This is a genomic window from Pantoea sp. CFCC18179 (assembly GCF_059412405.1).
Map to the genome: position 1 here is coordinate 144346 of NZ_JBNBPM010000002.1, position 17366 is coordinate 161711.

At 52.1% G+C, this 17366-nt stretch carries 15 protein-coding genes and 1 tRNA gene; 10 read left to right on the forward strand and 6 right to left on the reverse strand.

The window, feature by feature from the left end:
• Nucleotides 1–42 precede the first annotated feature (42 nt).
• The 4 genes from ACPUC7_RS05300 (at nt 43) to ACPUC7_RS05315 (ending at nt 6465) form a co-directional block, all read left to right on the forward strand.
• Entirely contained in the window at nt 43–2355 is a 2313-nt protein-coding gene (locus ACPUC7_RS05300; RefSeq protein WP_494922027.1) for a type I secretion system permease/ATPase, read from the forward strand.
• A complete protein-coding gene (locus ACPUC7_RS05305) occupies nt 2352–3593 on the forward strand; it encodes an HlyD family type I secretion periplasmic adaptor subunit (protein ID WP_494922028.1) in 1242 nt (413 codons plus the stop codon). The genes ACPUC7_RS05300 and ACPUC7_RS05305 overlap by 4 nt, the downstream gene beginning before the upstream one ends.
• Before the next feature lie 5 nt (nt 3594–3598).
• A complete protein-coding gene (locus tag ACPUC7_RS05310; protein ID WP_494922029.1) occupies nt 3599–5422 on the forward strand; it encodes a TolC family protein in 1824 nt (607 codons plus the stop codon).
• A 338-nt stretch (nt 5423–5760) separates the two neighbouring features.
• Nucleotides 5761–6465, forward strand: coding sequence for an MgtC/SapB family protein (locus tag ACPUC7_RS05315; RefSeq protein ID WP_494922030.1), 705 nt, complete (start codon nt 5761–5763; stop codon nt 6463–6465).
• 104 nt (nt 6466–6569) lie between these two features.
• Here ACPUC7_RS05315 and ACPUC7_RS05320 read toward each other — a convergent pair.
• A tRNA-Ile gene (locus ACPUC7_RS05320) sits at nt 6570–6645 on the reverse strand.
• A 168-nt stretch (nt 6646–6813) separates the two neighbouring features.
• Nucleotides 6814–7614 (reverse strand): SDR family NAD(P)-dependent oxidoreductase, encoded by an 801-nt coding sequence (locus tag ACPUC7_RS05325; protein WP_494922031.1) that lies wholly within the window; start codon nt 7612–7614, stop codon nt 6814–6816.
• Nucleotides 7615–7748: 134 nt separating this feature from the next.
• On the opposite strand from ACPUC7_RS05325, the gene ACPUC7_RS05330 reads away from it, so the two are divergent.
• From ACPUC7_RS05330 to ACPUC7_RS05340, 3 genes are all read left to right on the forward strand, one after another.
• Nucleotides 7749–8336: a TetR/AcrR family transcriptional regulator gene (locus tag ACPUC7_RS05330; protein WP_494922032.1), complete on the forward strand. Its 588-nt coding sequence runs from the start codon at nt 7749–7751 to the stop codon at nt 8334–8336.
• Entirely contained in the window at nt 8333–8848 is a 516-nt protein-coding gene (mug, locus tag ACPUC7_RS05335; RefSeq protein WP_494922033.1) for a G/U mismatch-specific DNA glycosylase, read from the forward strand. Before ACPUC7_RS05330 ends, mug begins: the two co-directional genes overlap by 4 nt.
• Nucleotides 8849–8937: 89 nt before the next feature.
• Nucleotides 8938–9696, forward strand: coding sequence for a substrate-binding domain-containing protein (locus ACPUC7_RS05340; RefSeq protein ID WP_494922034.1), 759 nt, complete (start codon nt 8938–8940; stop codon nt 9694–9696).
• Between the two features lie 48 nt (nt 9697–9744).
• On the opposite strand, the gene rpoD is transcribed toward ACPUC7_RS05340, so the two are convergent.
• From rpoD to rpsU, 3 genes are all read right to left on the reverse strand, one after another.
• Nucleotides 9745–11586: an RNA polymerase sigma factor RpoD gene (gene rpoD, locus ACPUC7_RS05345; RefSeq protein ID WP_343550710.1), complete on the reverse strand. Its 1842-nt coding sequence runs from the start codon at nt 11584–11586 to the stop codon at nt 9745–9747.
• Nucleotides 11587–11872: 286 nt separating this feature from the next.
• Entirely contained in the window at nt 11873–13618 is a 1746-nt protein-coding gene (gene dnaG, locus ACPUC7_RS05350; RefSeq protein ID WP_494922035.1) for a DNA primase, read from the reverse strand.
• Nucleotides 13619–13736: 118 nt separating this feature from the next.
• Nucleotides 13737–13952 carry a 30S ribosomal protein S21 gene (gene rpsU / locus ACPUC7_RS05355; RefSeq protein WP_008103436.1) on the reverse strand — a complete coding sequence of 72 codons (216 nt, stop codon included), beginning with the start codon at nt 13950–13952 and terminating at the stop codon, nt 13737–13739.
• Between the two features lie 281 nt (nt 13953–14233).
• On the opposite strand from rpsU, the gene tsaD reads away from it, so the two are divergent.
• A complete protein-coding gene (gene tsaD, locus ACPUC7_RS05360; protein ID WP_494922036.1) occupies nt 14234–15247 on the forward strand; it encodes a tRNA (adenosine(37)-N6)-threonylcarbamoyltransferase complex transferase subunit TsaD in 1014 nt (337 codons plus the stop codon).
• A gap of 31 nt (nt 15248–15278) precedes the next feature.
• On the opposite strand, the gene plsY is transcribed toward tsaD, so the two are convergent.
• A complete protein-coding gene (plsY, locus tag ACPUC7_RS05365; RefSeq protein WP_494922037.1) occupies nt 15279–15875 on the reverse strand; it encodes a glycerol-3-phosphate 1-O-acyltransferase PlsY in 597 nt (198 codons plus the stop codon).
• Nucleotides 15876–15982: 107 nt separating this feature from the next.
• On the opposite strand from plsY, the gene folB reads away from it, so the two are divergent.
• Together folB and bacA are read left to right on the forward strand one after the other, a co-directional pair.
• Complete coding sequence (folB, locus tag ACPUC7_RS05370) at nt 15983–16342, forward strand: bifunctional dihydroneopterin aldolase/7,8-dihydroneopterin epimerase (protein WP_494922038.1); 360 nt, start codon at nt 15983–15985, stop codon at nt 16340–16342.
• A gap of 191 nt (nt 16343–16533) precedes the next feature.
• Nucleotides 16534–17352 carry an undecaprenyl-diphosphate phosphatase gene (gene bacA / locus ACPUC7_RS05375; protein WP_494922039.1) on the forward strand — a complete coding sequence of 273 codons (819 nt, stop codon included), beginning with the start codon at nt 16534–16536 and terminating at the stop codon, nt 17350–17352.
• Nucleotides 17353–17366 lie beyond the last annotated feature (14 nt).

The window sequence follows — 17366 nt, forward strand, 5'->3', positions numbered from 1 at the left end:
ATGCGCTCACCGTTTTTTTGTCAGGTTTACAGGAGTCGGGAAATGGTCGACCAGAAGCAGGATGCTGTGGAGCAGGATGCGCGTTCTGTTGCTCGTATTGAAACCACGGTGGATGACACGCTGCTGAAAAGCGTGGCTTGGATCTGCAAACACTACAAACGTGAGAAAAGCGAAGAAGCGCTGGTGGCAGGTTTGCCTAAAGCGACATTGTTATCACCTTCACAAGCCATGACGGCACTGGAGAATGCAGGCATAACCGGCGGCATGGTAGAGCGCCGCTTGCAGGATCTCCCTGAACAATTAATGCCGATGATTCTGCTGCGCAAAAATGGCGGCGGCTGCATTGTGCTGTCACGTCGCATCCACACCAATGAGGAAAAGCAGCGCGAACTGCGTTTCCAACTGGTGATGCCAGAGGTCAGTGCAGAAGCCGTCGAGTTGAGTCTCGCAGAGCTGAATGAGATTTACGCAGGCTTTGCCGTGCTGGCAAAACCCGCTGCGGTAGTCGATGAACGCGCCAGCGAAATGCTGCCGGAAGTCAAAGGACATTGGCTGTTCACCACGCTGTGGCGTTACCGCCGTTATTACCGCAGCGCGGCAATTGCAGCGGTGCTGATCAACGTATTGGCGCTCTCCAGCATCTTCTTCACCATGAACGTCTATGATCGCGTGGTGCCAAACCAAGCGTTCGTCACGCTGTGGTCGCTGGCGATTGGCGTGACGATTGCCATGGTGTTCGAAGCCATTACCCGTTTTGTACGTGCGCATTTGCTGGATATGGCCGGTAAGAAGGCGGATCTGGTGCTCGGCAGCATGCTGTTCCGTCAGGCACTGTCGATTCAAATGGAGCATAAACCGGCGTCATCAGGCACCTTCGCCAACCAGATCCGTGAATATGAATCGGTGCGTGATTTCGTGGCATCCGCAACGCTGGCGGCGATTTCCGATCTGCCGTTCATCCTGATGTTTGTTGGCGTGATCTTCTTTATTAGCGGTCCGTTGGCGATCATTCCATTGATGATGATCCCGATGATCATCATTGTCAGCGCAGCGATCCAGTGGCCGCTGGCACGCATCATGAAAGAGAACCTGCGCGATGCGTCATTAAAGCAAGGCGTGTTGATCGAATCTGTTGAAGGCATGGAAACGCTGAAAGCGGTGGGCGGAGAAGCGCACATGCAGCGTCGTTGGGAAAACTTCAGCGCACTGCAATCCGCTAACTCAATGAAATCCAAACGCTACTCGACGCTGGCAACCGGCGTAGTGACGTTCCTGCAACAATTCCAAACGGTGATGCTGGTGGTGGCCGGTGTGTATCTGATCAATGAAGGCACCTTCACCATGGGTGCGATGATCGCTACCGTCATGCTTGCCAGCCGCGCGACAGGCCCGTTGGGCCAGGTGATTGGCTTAGCGGTACGTTATCAACAAGCTAAAGCCGCGTTGACCTCATTGAACAAGTTGATGGAAATGCCGGTCGATCGCGACAGCAGCAAAACTTATCTCACCGATCCTCCATTGAGCGGCCAGATCTCGCTAACCAACGTCAATTTCTCGTATCCAGCACCGCCGATGAAGCCCAATCCAGAGATCCTTAAAGATATCTCTCTGAATATTAAAGCTGGAGAACGTGTTGCGATTCTGGGGCGTATCGGCAGCGGAAAATCGACCTTGCTGCGTGTGATGGCACGTCTGTATCAGCCAGTCAAAGGTCAGATCTCCGCCGATGGTTTGGATGTAAACCAGATCGATCCAGCGGATTGGCGCAAAACGGTCGGCTTTGTGGGCCAGGATGCGCGTCTGTTTTACGGCACGCTGCGCGAAAACGTAATGATTGGCCGTCCAGATGCCACCGCCAACGAACTGCTGCGCGTACTGAACCTGACGGGTTTGGATCATGTTGCGGCGCGCCATCCTAGCGGCATTAACCTGACGGTTGGCGAAGGCGGTGAAGGTCTGTCTGGTGGTCAGCGTCAGTTGGTTTCTTTGGCACGCACATTGCTGACGCGCCCTAAAGTGCTGCTGATGGATGAGCCTACCAGCGCGATGGACAGCATGACCGAAAACCAGTTCCTTGCGCACTTACGCCGCGCCAGCGAAGGACACACGCTGATTGTCGTCACCCATCGCCCATCCATTTTGGCGCTGGTTGATCGCATCATCGTGGTGGAAGAAGGAAAAGTGGTCGCAGATGGCCCAAAAGATCAGGTGCTGGCAGCGTTGGAAGGAAAAAATAAGGCGCGCCAGCAACCACGCCAGGCGGTTGAACAACCGGTGCGTGCGCCAGAACCGGCGAATGATGCGTTAGCGGCGACAGCGCCCGCTAATGCTGTGGCAGAGGAGGCTGCAGTATGAGTAAGTTAATGTCGTGGCGTAAGCGTGAGAAAGGTCTCTCCGCTGCTGATGCCGAGTTTATGAATGATGTGCAGGCTTCTCTGCTGTCCCAAACCACGCCTGGTTCTAAGTTGGTGATGTGGATCATCATCGCCGTATTAGGTGTTGGCATTACGTGGGCCAATTACGCCCGCGTCGAGGAGATCACTAAAGGTGATGGCAAAGTCATTTCACGCAGTCGCGAGCAGGTGATCCAAAGTCTGGAAGGCGGCATCCTGGCGGAAATGAATGTGCGGGAAGGTACGGTGGTGGATCGCGGTGATGTGCTGCTGAAAATCGATCCAACGCGTGCGCAATCGAGCTATCGCGAAGTGCTCAGCAAAGTAGTCGGCCTAAAAGCCAGCATTTCACGTTTGCGTGCCGAAGCTTACGCGCAGCCGTTGGTATTCGATGAACAGGTGAAGAGCGATCCGGCGGTTGTACAGCAGGAAACTAAAGCCTATGAAGCGCGCAAACGTGCACTCAATGACAGCGTAACCTCATTACAGCGCAGTTATGCGTTGTCGATGCGCGAGATCAACCTAGCCGAACCGCTGGCGGCGAAAGGCTTGCTATCAGAAGTTGAGCTGCTGCGTATGCAGCGCCAGGCGAATGATATTCAGGCACAGATTGTCGAGCGTCGTAACCGTTATCAATCTGAGGCGAATGGTGAATTAGGGCGCATGGAGTTGGAGCTCAGCCAGGTCAGTGAAAATCTGATTGGTCGTGCGGATATCGTCGATCGCACCACCATTAACGCGCCGGTGCGCGGCACGGTGAAAAACGTGCGCGTTAACACCATCGGCGGCGTTATTCAGCCGGGCGAACACATTCTTGAGATCGTGCCGCTGGAAGAACAACTGCTGGTGGAAGGCAAGATCCGTCCTTCCGATGTGGCGTTCTTGCGGCCTGGTTTACCCGCCAAGGTTAAGATCACTGCCTATGATTTTGCGATTTACGGTGGCCTTGATGGACATGTTGAGTACATCAGTCCGGATACCTTGAAAGACGATCAGAAAGCGGCCAGTGGGCGCCCGGATGATACCTACTATCGCGTGCTGATCCTGACCGATAAAAGCACACTGCATGCGGGTAATAAAGATCTGCCGATTATTCCCGGCATGATCGCTACCGTTGAAGTGCGCACGGGTGAAAAAACCATTCTCGATTACCTGCTGAAGCCGGTCCTGAAAGCCAAAGAAGCATTCCGCGAGCGTTAATAATCATGAAAAATAATAACAAGGTGCGCCACACACAGGCGCGTCGACTCTCTGCGCTCGCCGTTTGTGTCGCGGTGGTGATGGCTCCGGCTATCAGCGTAATGGCAAATTCGACCAATGAATTGATGATGTTTGCTGAGATGAGCGGCCAGCGTCCGGCGGCTCCAGCACCAGTGCCTGTTGCACCGACGCGTATTCAACCCGCTCCAACGGTTGCTCGCCCGGTGGTTTCAGCACCGGCGCAGCAGCCGGTTTATGCTGAACGACCAGAGCCAGTGTTTGCTCAGCCTTCTGTGCCTGCACCAGCCCCGGTTACTGTTGCTCCGCTACGCAACCCGCCGGTGGAGCAAGTGGCTCCTGCTAATCCACGGCCAGCTCAACCTGCCGAGGTGCAAGGTGGCGGGTTCCTGACTGAGGAGCAGAGACGTCCAGCGGCTCAGCCATTTAATCCAGTACAACATGTTAAGCCAGCAGTACCGCCACAAACGGTGATTTCTGTGCCAGCGCCGAGTGAAGAGCCTAATTTCAATTACGCCAGCCCGCCAGCGGCTGAAGAAGCCGTCAAAAGTTCGCCGGTGGCTTTGAGCGGAACTGCTGATGAAACGGTGGCGGAGAGCGAAGTAAGACAAAAGTTTCTTACTGCCGCGCGTATTACCTGGCGCATCAGTCCTTCACTAAAGTCCTACATCGCACAAGGCGATGCGGCTGAAGCCAGTGTGGATGAAGCCAAAGGCCAGCGTTGGCCACAGGTGGATGTTAACGCCACATCCGCAACTAAAGAGTTTGGTAGCGGAAATAAAAATTATGAATATCAAAGTAATACGCCAGCCTTAGGCGTATCGGTCGCAACCAACTTGATTGATTTCGGCCAAACCAGTCGCACCATCGAAAGCCGTGAAGAGCGGGTGAAGTCGGCGCTGCAATCGGTGCAGGCACAGCGTGAAGATCTGGCGATGCAAGTCAGCAATGCCTTGATTGAATGGAACAAACAGCAGCATGTGATTGATATCAGCAAACAGTATTTAGCGCGCATGGCGCAACTGACCAAAATGTTGAGCGGCATTGTGCAATCGGACACTGGACGTCGTAGCGAATTGACTCAGGCGAAAGGGCGCTTATTGCAGGCGCAGAGTTATCTGGAGAATGCGGAGTCTCGCGCACGCGATGTTGAAATCACCCTGAATCGTTTGATGGGCAATAGCCGGGTCACCTTACCCGCAAGCGATAAATGGGCATTATCGTTCGGCAATCTTGATCGTCAGCTAACCAGCCTTGATGTGCATCCACTGATCTTGCGCGCCAGTGCGGAAGAACGCGCGGCATTTAAAGAAGCTGAAGCGATCAAGGCTTCTGGTTTGCCAAAACTCAACTGGACGGTAAGCAAAAACACCCGTGAAGACCAGCTTGGTCGTCAGCAAGCCTGGCAAACCGGCTTGAACGTCAGTTGGGGTCTATTCCGTGGCGGTTCAACTAATGCGCAGGAAATCGCTGCAATTAAACGTGCTGAAGCCAGTCGTCAGCAGGTGCAAGAACAGCGCCGTGATTTAGAGAACCGCGTACGGGCAGCCAGTCAGAATGCGCATTCAACGGCGGAGCGTGCGGTGTTGTATAAGAGCTTGATTGTGGAATCGGATCGTATCCGCAAAGATTTCTTCGATCAGTGGTATCACTTAGGACGTCGTTCATTACTGGATGTGCTGAGCGCGGAGAGCGATTTGTACAATAACCAGGTGAGTGAAGTGACCAACCGTTTCGACAGCTATGCCGCCATTATTAGCGGATATGCTAACTCTGGCACGTTAAACCGCTGGCTGATGACCGGACGCTAATCAAACCCGCTTCGGCGGGTTTTTTGTGTGCTTAACCCAACCTCAACAAACGGCAATTTGTTATTGGCATCACGACAAAAGGCTTTTAGAATCGCGGCGAACTTTTACCCAAGAGGATTAAAAATTGGACACAAGTCCCGAACGATTACAGCAGGACCTCGCGGTAAGATAGCCTTCACGCTGTCTTAGCTGCGCGTTAAGACGGTGGATTTCCCTCCAGAATTTCCCCCTTTGCATTAGCGAAATGCTGCCGATAAATGGCGGTATTGGCACTGTCTGTAATCCATTTATTTAACTCATCTTTCCGCATGTTTGTTCTGCGGCTTGAGGATTTTATTATGGATTGGAAAATTTTTTTACTGCGCGTCACTGTTGCGCTGGTTTTGGGCGCGCTGATTGGTTGTGAGCGTCAACTCCGCCAACGCATGACTGGACTTCGTACTAATGCGCTGGTGAGCACAGGCGCTTGTCTTTTTGTTCTGATGACGCAAAGCGTGCCCGGCATCGCGGCTGATGCCTCACGTGTTGCGGCTTATGTTGTTTCCGGTATTGGATTTCTCGGCGGTGGCGTGATCATGCGTGATGGCCTTAATATCCGTGGATTGAACACCGCCGCAACGCTGTGGTGCACTGCCGCGGTGGGCGTGTTGTGCAGCATGGGATTACTACTGGAGGCGGCAATTGGCTGCATGGTTATCCTTTGCGCCAACATTCTGCTGCGCGAACTGGCGCTTGGCATCAATCGCCAAACCATCGTCTCACCAGCGGAAGTGGTTCAACATTACAAAGTACAAATCATCTGCCTCGCGCAAGATGAAGTACAAGTGCGTAGCCTGATGTTGCACACCTTGGGCAGCAGCGGCCTGCGCCTGCAATCACTGCACAGTGAAGACATGAATCCGCCGCATCGCATGGAAGTGAACGCCGAAGTGATTGGCAACCCAACCTTAACCGATCAGCTCGAAAGCCTGGTCAGCCGCATTAGCCTGGAGAAAGGAGTGAGTTCAGTGCGCTGGCAGGTAAGCGAAATGGAACGCGAGTGAATGCAGTAGCGGCTGGTGCGACATTTCATCGACACTTAATCGCCTAAACAAAAAAGCCACCTATGAGATGGGTGGCTTAATTATATGAATTCAATCACTAAATTTGGTGGCCCCTGCTGGGTTTGAACCAGCGACCAAGCGATTATGAGTCGCCTGCTCTAACCACTGAGCTAAGGGGCCAGCGGAGCGGGGATTATAGAGTATCTTGTTGGGGTGATCCAGAGCTCGCCATTTGGATGGTGAAAATTACATCAATCGCTGACTCTTTGATCTCAAAAAGAAAAATCCCTTATCCGCTGCTTTAACGTGCAATAAGCATACAATCATCGCCGTTTTTTGAGACCAGGCTCATTCAAGACGAAGGTTCAGTGAGTAGCGCGATGCAGGCTTGTTAAGTGAGATGAATGGCAGTATGGCGATGCGTGCGTTTTCATAAGCTTGCCACAGTTGCATATCTTCCAGAGATGGAATTGTCACCAACTCGCCGGTATCAAGCCCGTTTAGCGCTGCGGCAACCAAATCGTCCACTTCCATCAGTTTTTCGGCGGGAAGATCATTGATGGATTTTCCTGCGCGTTCGAAGATCTCCGTGCGAGTTAAACCTGGCAGTACTGCCTGTACGCGAACACCGCTGTTTGCCAATTCACGTTGCATATTGCGCGATAAAGACAACACGTAAGATTTACTGGCGTTGTAAGCGCCATTTGCCGACTCGCTGACCAGCGCTAGTACCGATGCGATATTCACAATTGTTCCTGAACGTCGAGCTCGGAATTGTTGTGCTGCGGTATGGGCCAACTGTGTCAGTGCAACGATATTCAAGGTCAGCATGGTTTGGATATTCGCAATGTCACCGTCAACGAATTCGCCATCAACCACCATGCCTGCATTGTTTACCAGCCAGGTAATTTGCTGGTTTTCACGCAGTTCTTTGTCGACCTGTTGTAATCCTTCAGAATGGGTTAGATCGGCAGCCAGAACCGCAACGTCTATGTTGAATTCTTCGCGTAGAGATTGCGCCAGAGCGTCCAATCTAGCGGCATCACGCGCCACCAAAATGAGGTTGCTACCGCGTGCTGCCAGTTGTTTTGCATACGTCGCGCCGATGCCGCTTGAAGCGCCGGTGATCAAAGCCAGTTGCTGTGACATGAGTGATTCCTTAAAATGATGGTCGTCATATTTACGTGGTTAAATATGACGGTCATAATATTTATCGTCAAGCTGGAATATGATGATCGTAATAATTACACTGATTGCTATTAGCGATTGATGGATAGGAATTGATGGAAAAGCTGAGTCATAAAGCGCGCACCAGGCAGCGCATTCTGGATGAAGCCTCTGTGGTGATGCGAGAAAGCGGTACCGAAGGTATTGGCGTTGCAGCATTAATGAAACGCGCAGGCTTAACGCACGGCGGCTTTTATGCACATTTCGCTTCGCGCGAAGAGTTAGTGCAAGCGGTGATCGCCGAGATGTTTACCGATTCAGCACGACGTTTTGCGGATATCACTGCGCTGGAGGACCCGGCTGAGCGGCTGAATCAGCTCATCGAGCATTATCTCTCTGAGCAGCATTGCAATACGCCGGGTGAAGGCTGTCCTCTGCCGGCATTGGTGAGTGAAATGGCGCATTTGCCTGTTGAAACGCGAGCTCTGTTTTCCCAGCGCAGGGAGCTTTTGCGACAACGTTTAGTTCAGACTTTACATGAATTGCATCACTCGCAGGCGGATGAAGCCGCAACCATGATGCTGGCTGAAATGGTGGGGGCCGTATCGCTGGCGCGCGCGTGTCCCGATGCCGAAGAAGCCCGCCAGATGCTGGCAAGCAGTCGCCGATCGGTGAAGCAACGCGCGGGTTTGGAGACGGCATGAGCGAGCACGATATTCGCGACATCATTGCGCCCGATTTACAGGTGCTGTTTTGCGGCATCAATCCGGGAAAGTCATCAGCACACACCGGATTTCACTTTGCGCACCCCGGCAATCGCTTCTGGAAAGTGATCTATCAAGCTGGATTCACCCGGGATTTGTTGAAGCCGGAACAAGAGCAACGACTATTGGAAACGGGATGTGGCATTACGATGCTGGTTGAACGTCCAACCGTGCAAGCCAATGAATTGGCAGGTGATGAGCTGCGTGATGGCGGTTCTCGTTTGCAGCACAAGATTTTGCATTATCAGCCGCGTGCGTTAGCGGTGTTGGGCAAGGACGCGTTTCAAAAAGCATTTCGACAGCGCAAAGTCGAGTGGGGCGAGCAGCCGCAAACGCTGGGTGAAACAAGCTTGTGGGTGCTGCCCAATCCCAGCGGCTTGAACAGGGCGACGTTGGATGAGATGGCGGCCTCTTATCGGCAACTTCATGATTGGTTACAGAAAACCCCGTGAGCTTGCTCCGCTAAGTGCGAGCTAAACGTTGTTTAACATGGCGTGACTGACTAAACCCAATCCTTTATGGCAGAAAAAGGTGAGGGAAGATGAAAGGTATTATTGCGCTGACAGCATTGTTGCTGGCAACACAAAGCAGTGCGCAGGCCGCGACGTTGAAGGTATTCAGTTCCGGCGGCATGTATCCGGTAATCGAGAGTTTAAAGCAGGATTATCAGCAACAGACTGGTAATAGCATTCAACTGGAAGCTGCACCATCAATGGGCGATACGCCACAAGCTATCCCTAATCGGCTCAAACGTCATGATAATGCTGATGTTTTAGTGATGGTCGATTACGCCATCAAACCGCTTGAGCAGGCCAATTGGGTAGATAGCTCAAGTCATCAGGTATTAGCACACTCCTACATTGCGATGGCGGTGAAGCAGGGCATGGCGCCGCTGGACATTAGCACGGTGGCAAAGTTTAAACAGGTGCTGACCGAAGCTTCGAGCATCGCGGTGTCTGATAGTGCGAGTGGCAAATATATCCAAAGCAAGATGCTGGATAAGCTAGAGTTAGGGCCCAAAACTGCCCAGAAAGTCGCGGTAATTCCGGCAACGCCGGTCGGCGAAGCGGTCGCGCAGGGTAAAGCGGAAATTGGTTTTCAGCAGAACAGTGAACTTAAAGCGGTGAAGGGAATTACCATTGTTGGGCTGATTCCGCAGGCTGTACAGCAGGATACGTTATATGGCGCGGTGATCACGCGTAACACACAGCAAAAGCAAGAGGCGGCGCAGTTTGTGAAATATCTGCAAAGTGACAAAGCGCGCAAGATGATGTTGGAAAAAGGTTTAACACCTTATTAATGGCAATAAAAAACCCCGGCTAGCCGGGGTTTTTCGTCTCAACAACGACTAATCGTCGAGGAAGCTACGCAGCACTTCAGAGCGGCTTGGGTGACGCAGCTTACGCAGCGCCTTGGCTTCGATCTGACGAATACGCTCACGCGTTACGTCAAACTGTTTGCCGACCTCTTCCAGCGTGTGGTCGGTATTCATATCGATACCGAAACGCATACGCAGAACTTTCGCTTCACGCGCCGTCAAACCAGCCAACACATCGTGGGTGGCTGAACGGAGGCTTTCCGAGGTAGCGGAATCCAGCGGCAGCTCCAGCGTGGTGTCTTCGATAAAATCGCCCAGATGCGAATCTTCATCATCACCAATCGGCGTCTCCATGGAGATCGGCTCTTTAGCGATTTTCAGTACTTTGCGAATCTTATCTTCTGGCATCAGCATGCGTTCAGCCAGCTCTTCTGGCGTCGGCTCGCGGCCCATCTCTTGCAGCATCTGGCGTGAAATACGGTTGAGTTTGTTAATAGTCTCAATCATATGCACCGGAATACGGATGGTACGCGCCTGGTCAGCGATAGAACGAGTGATCGCCTGACGAATCCACCATGTTGCATAAGTTGAGAACTTATAACCACGACGGTATTCAAACTTATCAACCGCTTTCATCAGGCCGATGTTACCTTCCTGAATCAGATCAAGGAATTGCAGACCACGGTTGGTGTATTTCTTGGCGATCGAAATAACCAGACGCAAGTTTGCTTCAACCATCTCTTTCTTCGCACGACGCGCTTTCGCTTCGCCGATCGACATACGACGGTTGATGTCTTTAACCTGCTCGATGGTCAAGCCGGTTTCTTCTTCGATCTGCTGCAATTTGAACAGCGAACGGTTTACATCTTCTTCAACTTCCAGCAGTTTTTCTGACCACGGTTTGTTCATGGCCAATGCAGCTTTAAACCAGCTTGGATTGGTTTCATTACCGGTAAACAGCGTGATGAAGTTTTTCTTCGGCATTTTGCACAGCTCAATACACAGCTTCATGATCAGGCGTTCTTGCGTACGAACGCGATCCATCATAACACGCATACTGTTCACCAAGTAATCGAATTGCTTCGGTACCAGGCGGAACTGTTTGAACACTTCAGACAGATTTTGAATTTCGGCAACGGCGTCTGCGTGGCTGCGGCCTTTGGCTTTGATGACGGTGCGCGTGGTTTCGTACTGCGTACGCAGATCACCAAACTTCTCGCGCGCCAGTTCGGGATCGATAGAGTTATCGTCATCAGAGCTGTCGTCGTCGTCTTCATCTTCTTCTTCGTCGTCATCACGATCTTCCTGCGACAACTCAGAACCGACGTTGGTCGCGGTCGGCGCGATGTCTTCTTCTGCGTTCGGATCGATGAAGCCGATAATCAAGTCTGACAGACGAGCATCGCCTGCTTCTACGCGATCGTACTGATCGAGCAAATAGGTGATGGCTTCTGGATATTCAGCAACAGAGCACTGAACCTGGTTGATGCCGTCTTCAATACGCTTAGCGATGTCGATTTCGCCTTCGCGCGTCAGCAGTTCAACGGTACCCATTTCGCGCATGTACATGCGCACCGGATCGGTGGTACGGCCAATTTCAGATTCAACACTGGATAAAACTTGAGCGGCGGCTTCTGCGGCATCTTCGTCAGTGTCGGAGCTGTTTTCATTCAGTATCAGATCATCAGCATCAGGCGCTTCTTCAACAACCTGAATACCCATGTCGTTAATCATCTGGATGATGTCTTCGATCTGATCGGAGTCGACGATATCTTCCGGCAGATGGTCATTGACCTCAGCATAGGTCAGATAGCCTTGCTCCTTACCACGGGTGACAAGTAGCTTAAGCTGTGACTGCGGGTTTTGCTCCATAAGACGGTATCCACACTTCTGTTAATTAGATTGGTGTCGGTCGGCGGCGAAAGCCAACAATAACAGTGAAGGCGTTGTGTTTTTGCCGCTGCCTACATCGCGGCCAGGGCTTTTGCCCTTCTTTAATCGGCACTTAAGCCGCTGAATTCTTTCCGGGCCTGGCTGCGACGCCGACGGCCCTAAATTTGTGGTGATTCCGGCTTCGCTTATTGCGTCGATGAAGCCCGAAATCGGCAATCAGAAAGGTAGCTTTAGCAGCACTCGTCCTTCTGATTGGCTAAAAATCTTATTTTTTCGCTAATGCCTGGCTTAAAGCCCAGAATTCGCGGCGTTCAGTGGCGCTGAGGCCTTCTGTTCGCTCGCGTGCGATGAGCGCTTCAAGGCGCTGTTCGAGCGCGGAATCGTAAATGCTTGCCAGTGAATCCTGGAACACCTCTTCCGCCTCTTCATCCACTATCATGTGGTTCCAGGTGGCCAGCGTTTCAAGGGGCTGGCTAAAATTTGTCCCGCGATATAACTCTAGTAGCTGTCCGGTTGTCAGGCCAGGATTCTCTGTACAACGACTGACTAACTCGACAAAAAGCGGTAAACCCGCCATTTTCGACTGCTCAAGACCATCCAGTGTAGGCACGATGGTGGCAAATTGCGGATTCTGCACTAATAAAGCGATCAACACGCGCATTGTTGTGCGTTTCAATGGCGGTGCCGTTGGCAATACTCCGCTTTCTGCCAGCTTTGGCATCAGCTTGTCTAACTGGTTATCGTCAAGAATGCCAAGTTTGTTACCCAATGTTTGACGCATATAAATGCGCAACGTTTCACCGGGAATCTGACTAATCAGCGGTAGCGCCAGTGTCGCTAGCTTGGTCTTACCGTCGCGCGTGCTCAAATCCACTTGCGGCATCAGACTATCGAACAAAAACGTGGAGAGCGGCGTTGCCTGCTCCATCCGCGCTTCAAAAGCTTGTTTGCCTTCTTTGCGTACCAACGTGTCCGGGTCTTCGCCATCGGGCAAAAACATAAAGCGTAGCTGACGACCATCATTCATGTAAGGCAATGCGGTCTCGAGCGTACGCCATGCGGCTTCACGTCCGGCGCGGTCGCCGTCGTAACAGCAAATCACCGTGTCGGTTGAACGATACAACAGCTGCACATGCTCGGCGGTGGTAGATGTTCCCAATGACGCAACCGCATAATCGATGCCAAATTGCGCCAGCGCGACCACATCCATATAACCTTCGACAACCAACAATCGCGCCGGTTGTGGATGATTTTTCTGCGCTTCATAAAGCCCGTACAACTGGCGGCCTTTATGGAAAATCGGTGTTTCCGGTGAGTTCAGATACTTCGGCGTATCGTTGCCCAGTACGCGGCCACCAAAGCCAATAACACGTCCGCGTTTGTCGCGAATCGGAAACATCACACGATCGCGGAAGCGATCATAGGTGCGGCCTGAGTCATTGCTGACCAACATGCCGGCTTCCATCAGTGATTCGCGATCGTCTTTTTGCTGACCGAAGCGCTTCAATGCATTATCCCAACCGGCGGGCGCATAGCCGATAGCGAAGTGATCAATCACTTCCAGGCTGAGACCACGCGTGGCGAGGTAGTTCTGTGCAGATTGCGCTTGCGGATTACGCAGGCTTTGTTGATAGAAGCCGTTGAGGCCATCCAGCAACTGATAAAGACTTTGACGTTGATGGCGTTCCATCTGGCTGGGGCCGTTGCCCACTTCATATGGCACTTCTAAGCCATGAAGTGTTGCCAACTCTTCAACGCTCTCAACAAATTCCAGACGATCGTGATTCATCAGGAAATCGATGGCGTTGCCTTTGGCACCACAACCAAAACAGTAATAGAACTGCTTTTCGCCGCTAACGGTGAAAGAGGGGGTTTTCTCGTTATGAAATGGACAGCACGCGTGGTAATTCTTACCCTGCTTCTTCAGCTTAACGCGGGCATCGATAATATCCACGATATCCGTGCGGGCAAGTAAGTCGTTGATAAATATGCGTGGAATTCGTCCAGCCATAAGCCCCGATTTTTCAGCTCATAAACGACAACAAGCCGCGCTTCCTTTCGGAAAGCACGGCCTTTTACTTGACTCTGTCTGCGTTATTCACGCGGCGGAAGCGAACTCCCGCAAGAAATTAGTACAGACGAGTGCGGCGTGCGTTTTCGCGAGCCAGTTTCTTGGCATGACGCTTAACTGCAGATGCTTTAGCGCGCTTACGCTCAGTGGTAGGCTTTTCGTAGAACTCACGGCTACGAACTTCTGCCAGAACACCTGCTTTCTCGCATGAACGCTTGAAGCGACGCAGTGCTACGTCGAACGGCTCGTTTTCACGTACTTTAATTACCGGCATGTAACTCTTACCTCGATAAAATTCGGTTTTTGCTGCTGACTGCGGCGCCAGCACATTTCAAAATGGTGCAGTATTTTACTCCAGCCGCGGCTGACTTGTAAAGCACCATGTATAATTTAGAACCAACAGGGACAATTGCCATCGCGGCTGCCGGTTTTTTCAGGCCGTGGAGTATAGCGCACTCTTTGTGCGGCAGAAAAACACTTTTTCGAGGCTGAAGTCTCTGGACGACGATTTGCCTGTGCTACACTGCGCGCCGCGAGAAGAGGGTGATAAAAGCTATGCGAGTTCTGGGTATTGAAACGTCCTGCGATGAAACCGGCATCGCGATTTATGACGATGCGTCCGGTCTGCTGGCAAATCAATTATATAGCCAGGTAAAACTGCACGCCGATTACGGTGGCGTGGTGCCGGAATTGGCATCGCGCGACCACGTGCGCAAAACGGTGCCACTGATTCAGGCGGCATTAAAAGAAGCCGGTCTGGAACCCAATCAAATTGATGGTGTGGCCTACACGGCAGGACCTGGATTAGTTGGCGCTTTGTTAGTCGGCGCCACCATTGGTCGTGCGTTAGCCTTTGCCTGGAATGTCCCGGCGGTACCGGTTCATCATATGGAAGGGCATCTACTGGCGCCAATGCTGGAAGAGAATCCACCGGAATTCCCGTTTGTCGCGCTGCTGGTTTCCGGCGGTCATACGCAGTTGATTAGCGTCACCGGCATTGGTGAATACACCTTGCTGGGCGAATCAATTGATGATGCGGCTGGCGAAGCGTTTGATAAAACCGCTAAGTTGCTGGGGCTGGATTATCCGGGCGGGCCGATGCTGTCGCGTATGGCGCAACAGGGCACGCCAAACCGCTTCAAATTCCCACGTCCAATGACCGATCGTCCAGGACTGGATTTCAGCTTCTCCGGTCTGAAAACCTTCGCAGCGAATACCATCCGCGAACATCAAGGCGACGAACAAGCGCGTGCTGATATTGCTCGCGCATTCGAAGATGCGGTTGTCGATACGCTGATGATTAAGTGCAAGCGTGCGCTGGAGCAAACCGGTTTTAAACGTCTGGTGATTGCGGGTGGCGTTAGTGCCAATCGCACATTACGCGAGCGTATGGCGGAAATGATGCAAAAACGCGGCGGCGAAGTATTTTACGCGCGCCCTGAGTTTTGCACCGATAACGGCGCGATGATTGCCTATGCGGGCATGGTGCGGCTGAAAGGCGGCACGCGCGGTGAACTGGGCGTCAGCGTCCGACCACGTTGGCCGCTGGCCGAGTTGCCCGCCATCTAAAACGAAAAAACCGGCATCGCGCCGGTTTTTTTTATTTCTTCTTCCGCTTCCAGATCTTATTTTCCTGGCCGCGCCACAGGCGCTGAATGTTGTCGTGATGGCGCAACAGAATCAAACAGGAAAGCATCGACACCGGAAAGGTGAATTGCGGCTTGAACCACCAAACGTAGAACGGCGCGATCAAGGCGCTAACAATCGCCCCGAGAGACGAATATCCGCTCAGCAATACCGTCAGCAGCCAGGTACCGGTCATCAATCCGGTTAAATCCCAGCCAATCGGCGCAATCGCACCAAATGCGGTCGCCACGCCTTTTCCGCCGCGAAAACGAAAGAACACCGGATAGATGTGACCGAGGCAGGCGGCAATTGCCGTGAGACCAAGATAAAGCGGTGCAACGTGCAGCAGATAAGCGATCCACACCGGGAACATGCCTTTCGCTACATCAAAAATTAGTACCGCCGCAGCGGCTGCTTTGCCACCAATACGCAACACATTGGTCGCGCCAGGGTTGCCTGAGCCTTGCGTACGCGGATCGGGTAAACCAGCCAGTTTACAAACCAGTATCGCACTGGAAATCGAGCCGCAAAGATACGCGAAAATAATCATACCAAGCGCGATAGCACTCATAGCTTCGTACCGTTCCTTTTGGGTCGTTTTGTTCTCGATAAGCGTGGATAATACGCATAATCCGCCGGAAGTGGTATCCGGCTAAGCCAAAAACAGAGACTGACATCATGGATATTGTATTTATCGAGCAACTCACCGTATTCACGACTATTGGCGTTTACGACTGGGAACAGGGTATGCAGCAGAAGCTGGTGCTCGATGTCGAAATGGCGTGGGACAACCGCCAGGCGGCCGCTAGCGATGATGTGAATGATTGTTTGAGCTACGCGGATGTCACCGAGGTGATCCTTAACCATCTGCAAGGTCAGCGTTTTGCCCTCGTCGAACGTGTGGCGGAAGAAATCGCCGATTTGTTGATGATTCGTTTCAAAACGCCTGGAGTACGTATAAAGGTAGGAAAACCGGGCGCTGTGGCTCAAGCAGCCAGCGTTGGCGTGCGGATTGAGCGCGGGACTATTCCTAAATAAATCCTACGTGATTGCCATCACAATGAAACCAAACCAAATTATGGTGTGTCTCACTTGAGGCCGTTGCGCTAACCGGCGGGAAGTTACCGAATTTCTTAAGGTTTCCTTCAGCGAGGCGCAGGCATAATTTTAGGCGGTAGCCCTTTGCGACCGCCTTTTTACTGTTTAAAACGGATAGAGGAAAAATTTTGATGGCAGACATTCACCAGCTTTGGGTAGCTGCAATCCTGGGGGTCGTAGAAGGCCTCACGGAGTTCCTGCCGGTCTCTTCCACGGGCCATATGATCATTGTTGGTCATTTGTTGGGTTTTGAAGGCCAAACCGCCGAAACTTTTGAAGTTGTGATTCAGTTGGGTTCCATTCTGGCTGTGGTAGTGATGTTCTGGCGTCGACTGTTTGGTTTGATCGGCATTCACTTTGGTGAGGTCAAACACGAAGGTGTCGGCACCGGTAGATTGACGTTGATCCATATCCTGTTAGGTATGGTGCCAGCGGTGGTTGTTGGCTTGTTGTTACACGATCAAATTAAAAGTTTATTCAATCCTATCAACGTGATGTATGCGTTGATTGTCGGTGGTGTACTGCTGCTCGTCGCGGAATTTTTCAAACCGAAACAACCTAAAGCTGTGGGCGTTGATGATATTACCTATCTTCAGGCGTTTATGATTGGCTGCTTCCAGTGTCTGGCGCTGTGGCCGGGCTTCTCACGTTCTGGTGCAACGATTTCTGGCGGTATGCTGATGGGCGTAAGCCGTTATGCTGCTTCAGAGTTCTCGTTCATTCTGGCCGTGCCGATGATGATTGGCGCTACCGGTTTGGATCTGTACAAGAGCATGAGTTTCCTGACGATGCAGGATTTCCCAATGTTCGCGGTAGGCTTCGTGACTGCTTTCGTTGTGGCTCTGTTGGCAATCAAAGTATTCCTGGAACTGATTAAACGGATCTCGTTTGTTTCCTTCGCCATCTACCGCTTCATTGTTGCGGGTGTGGTGTACGCGCTGTTTATGTGAGTTTCCGTGCGCGG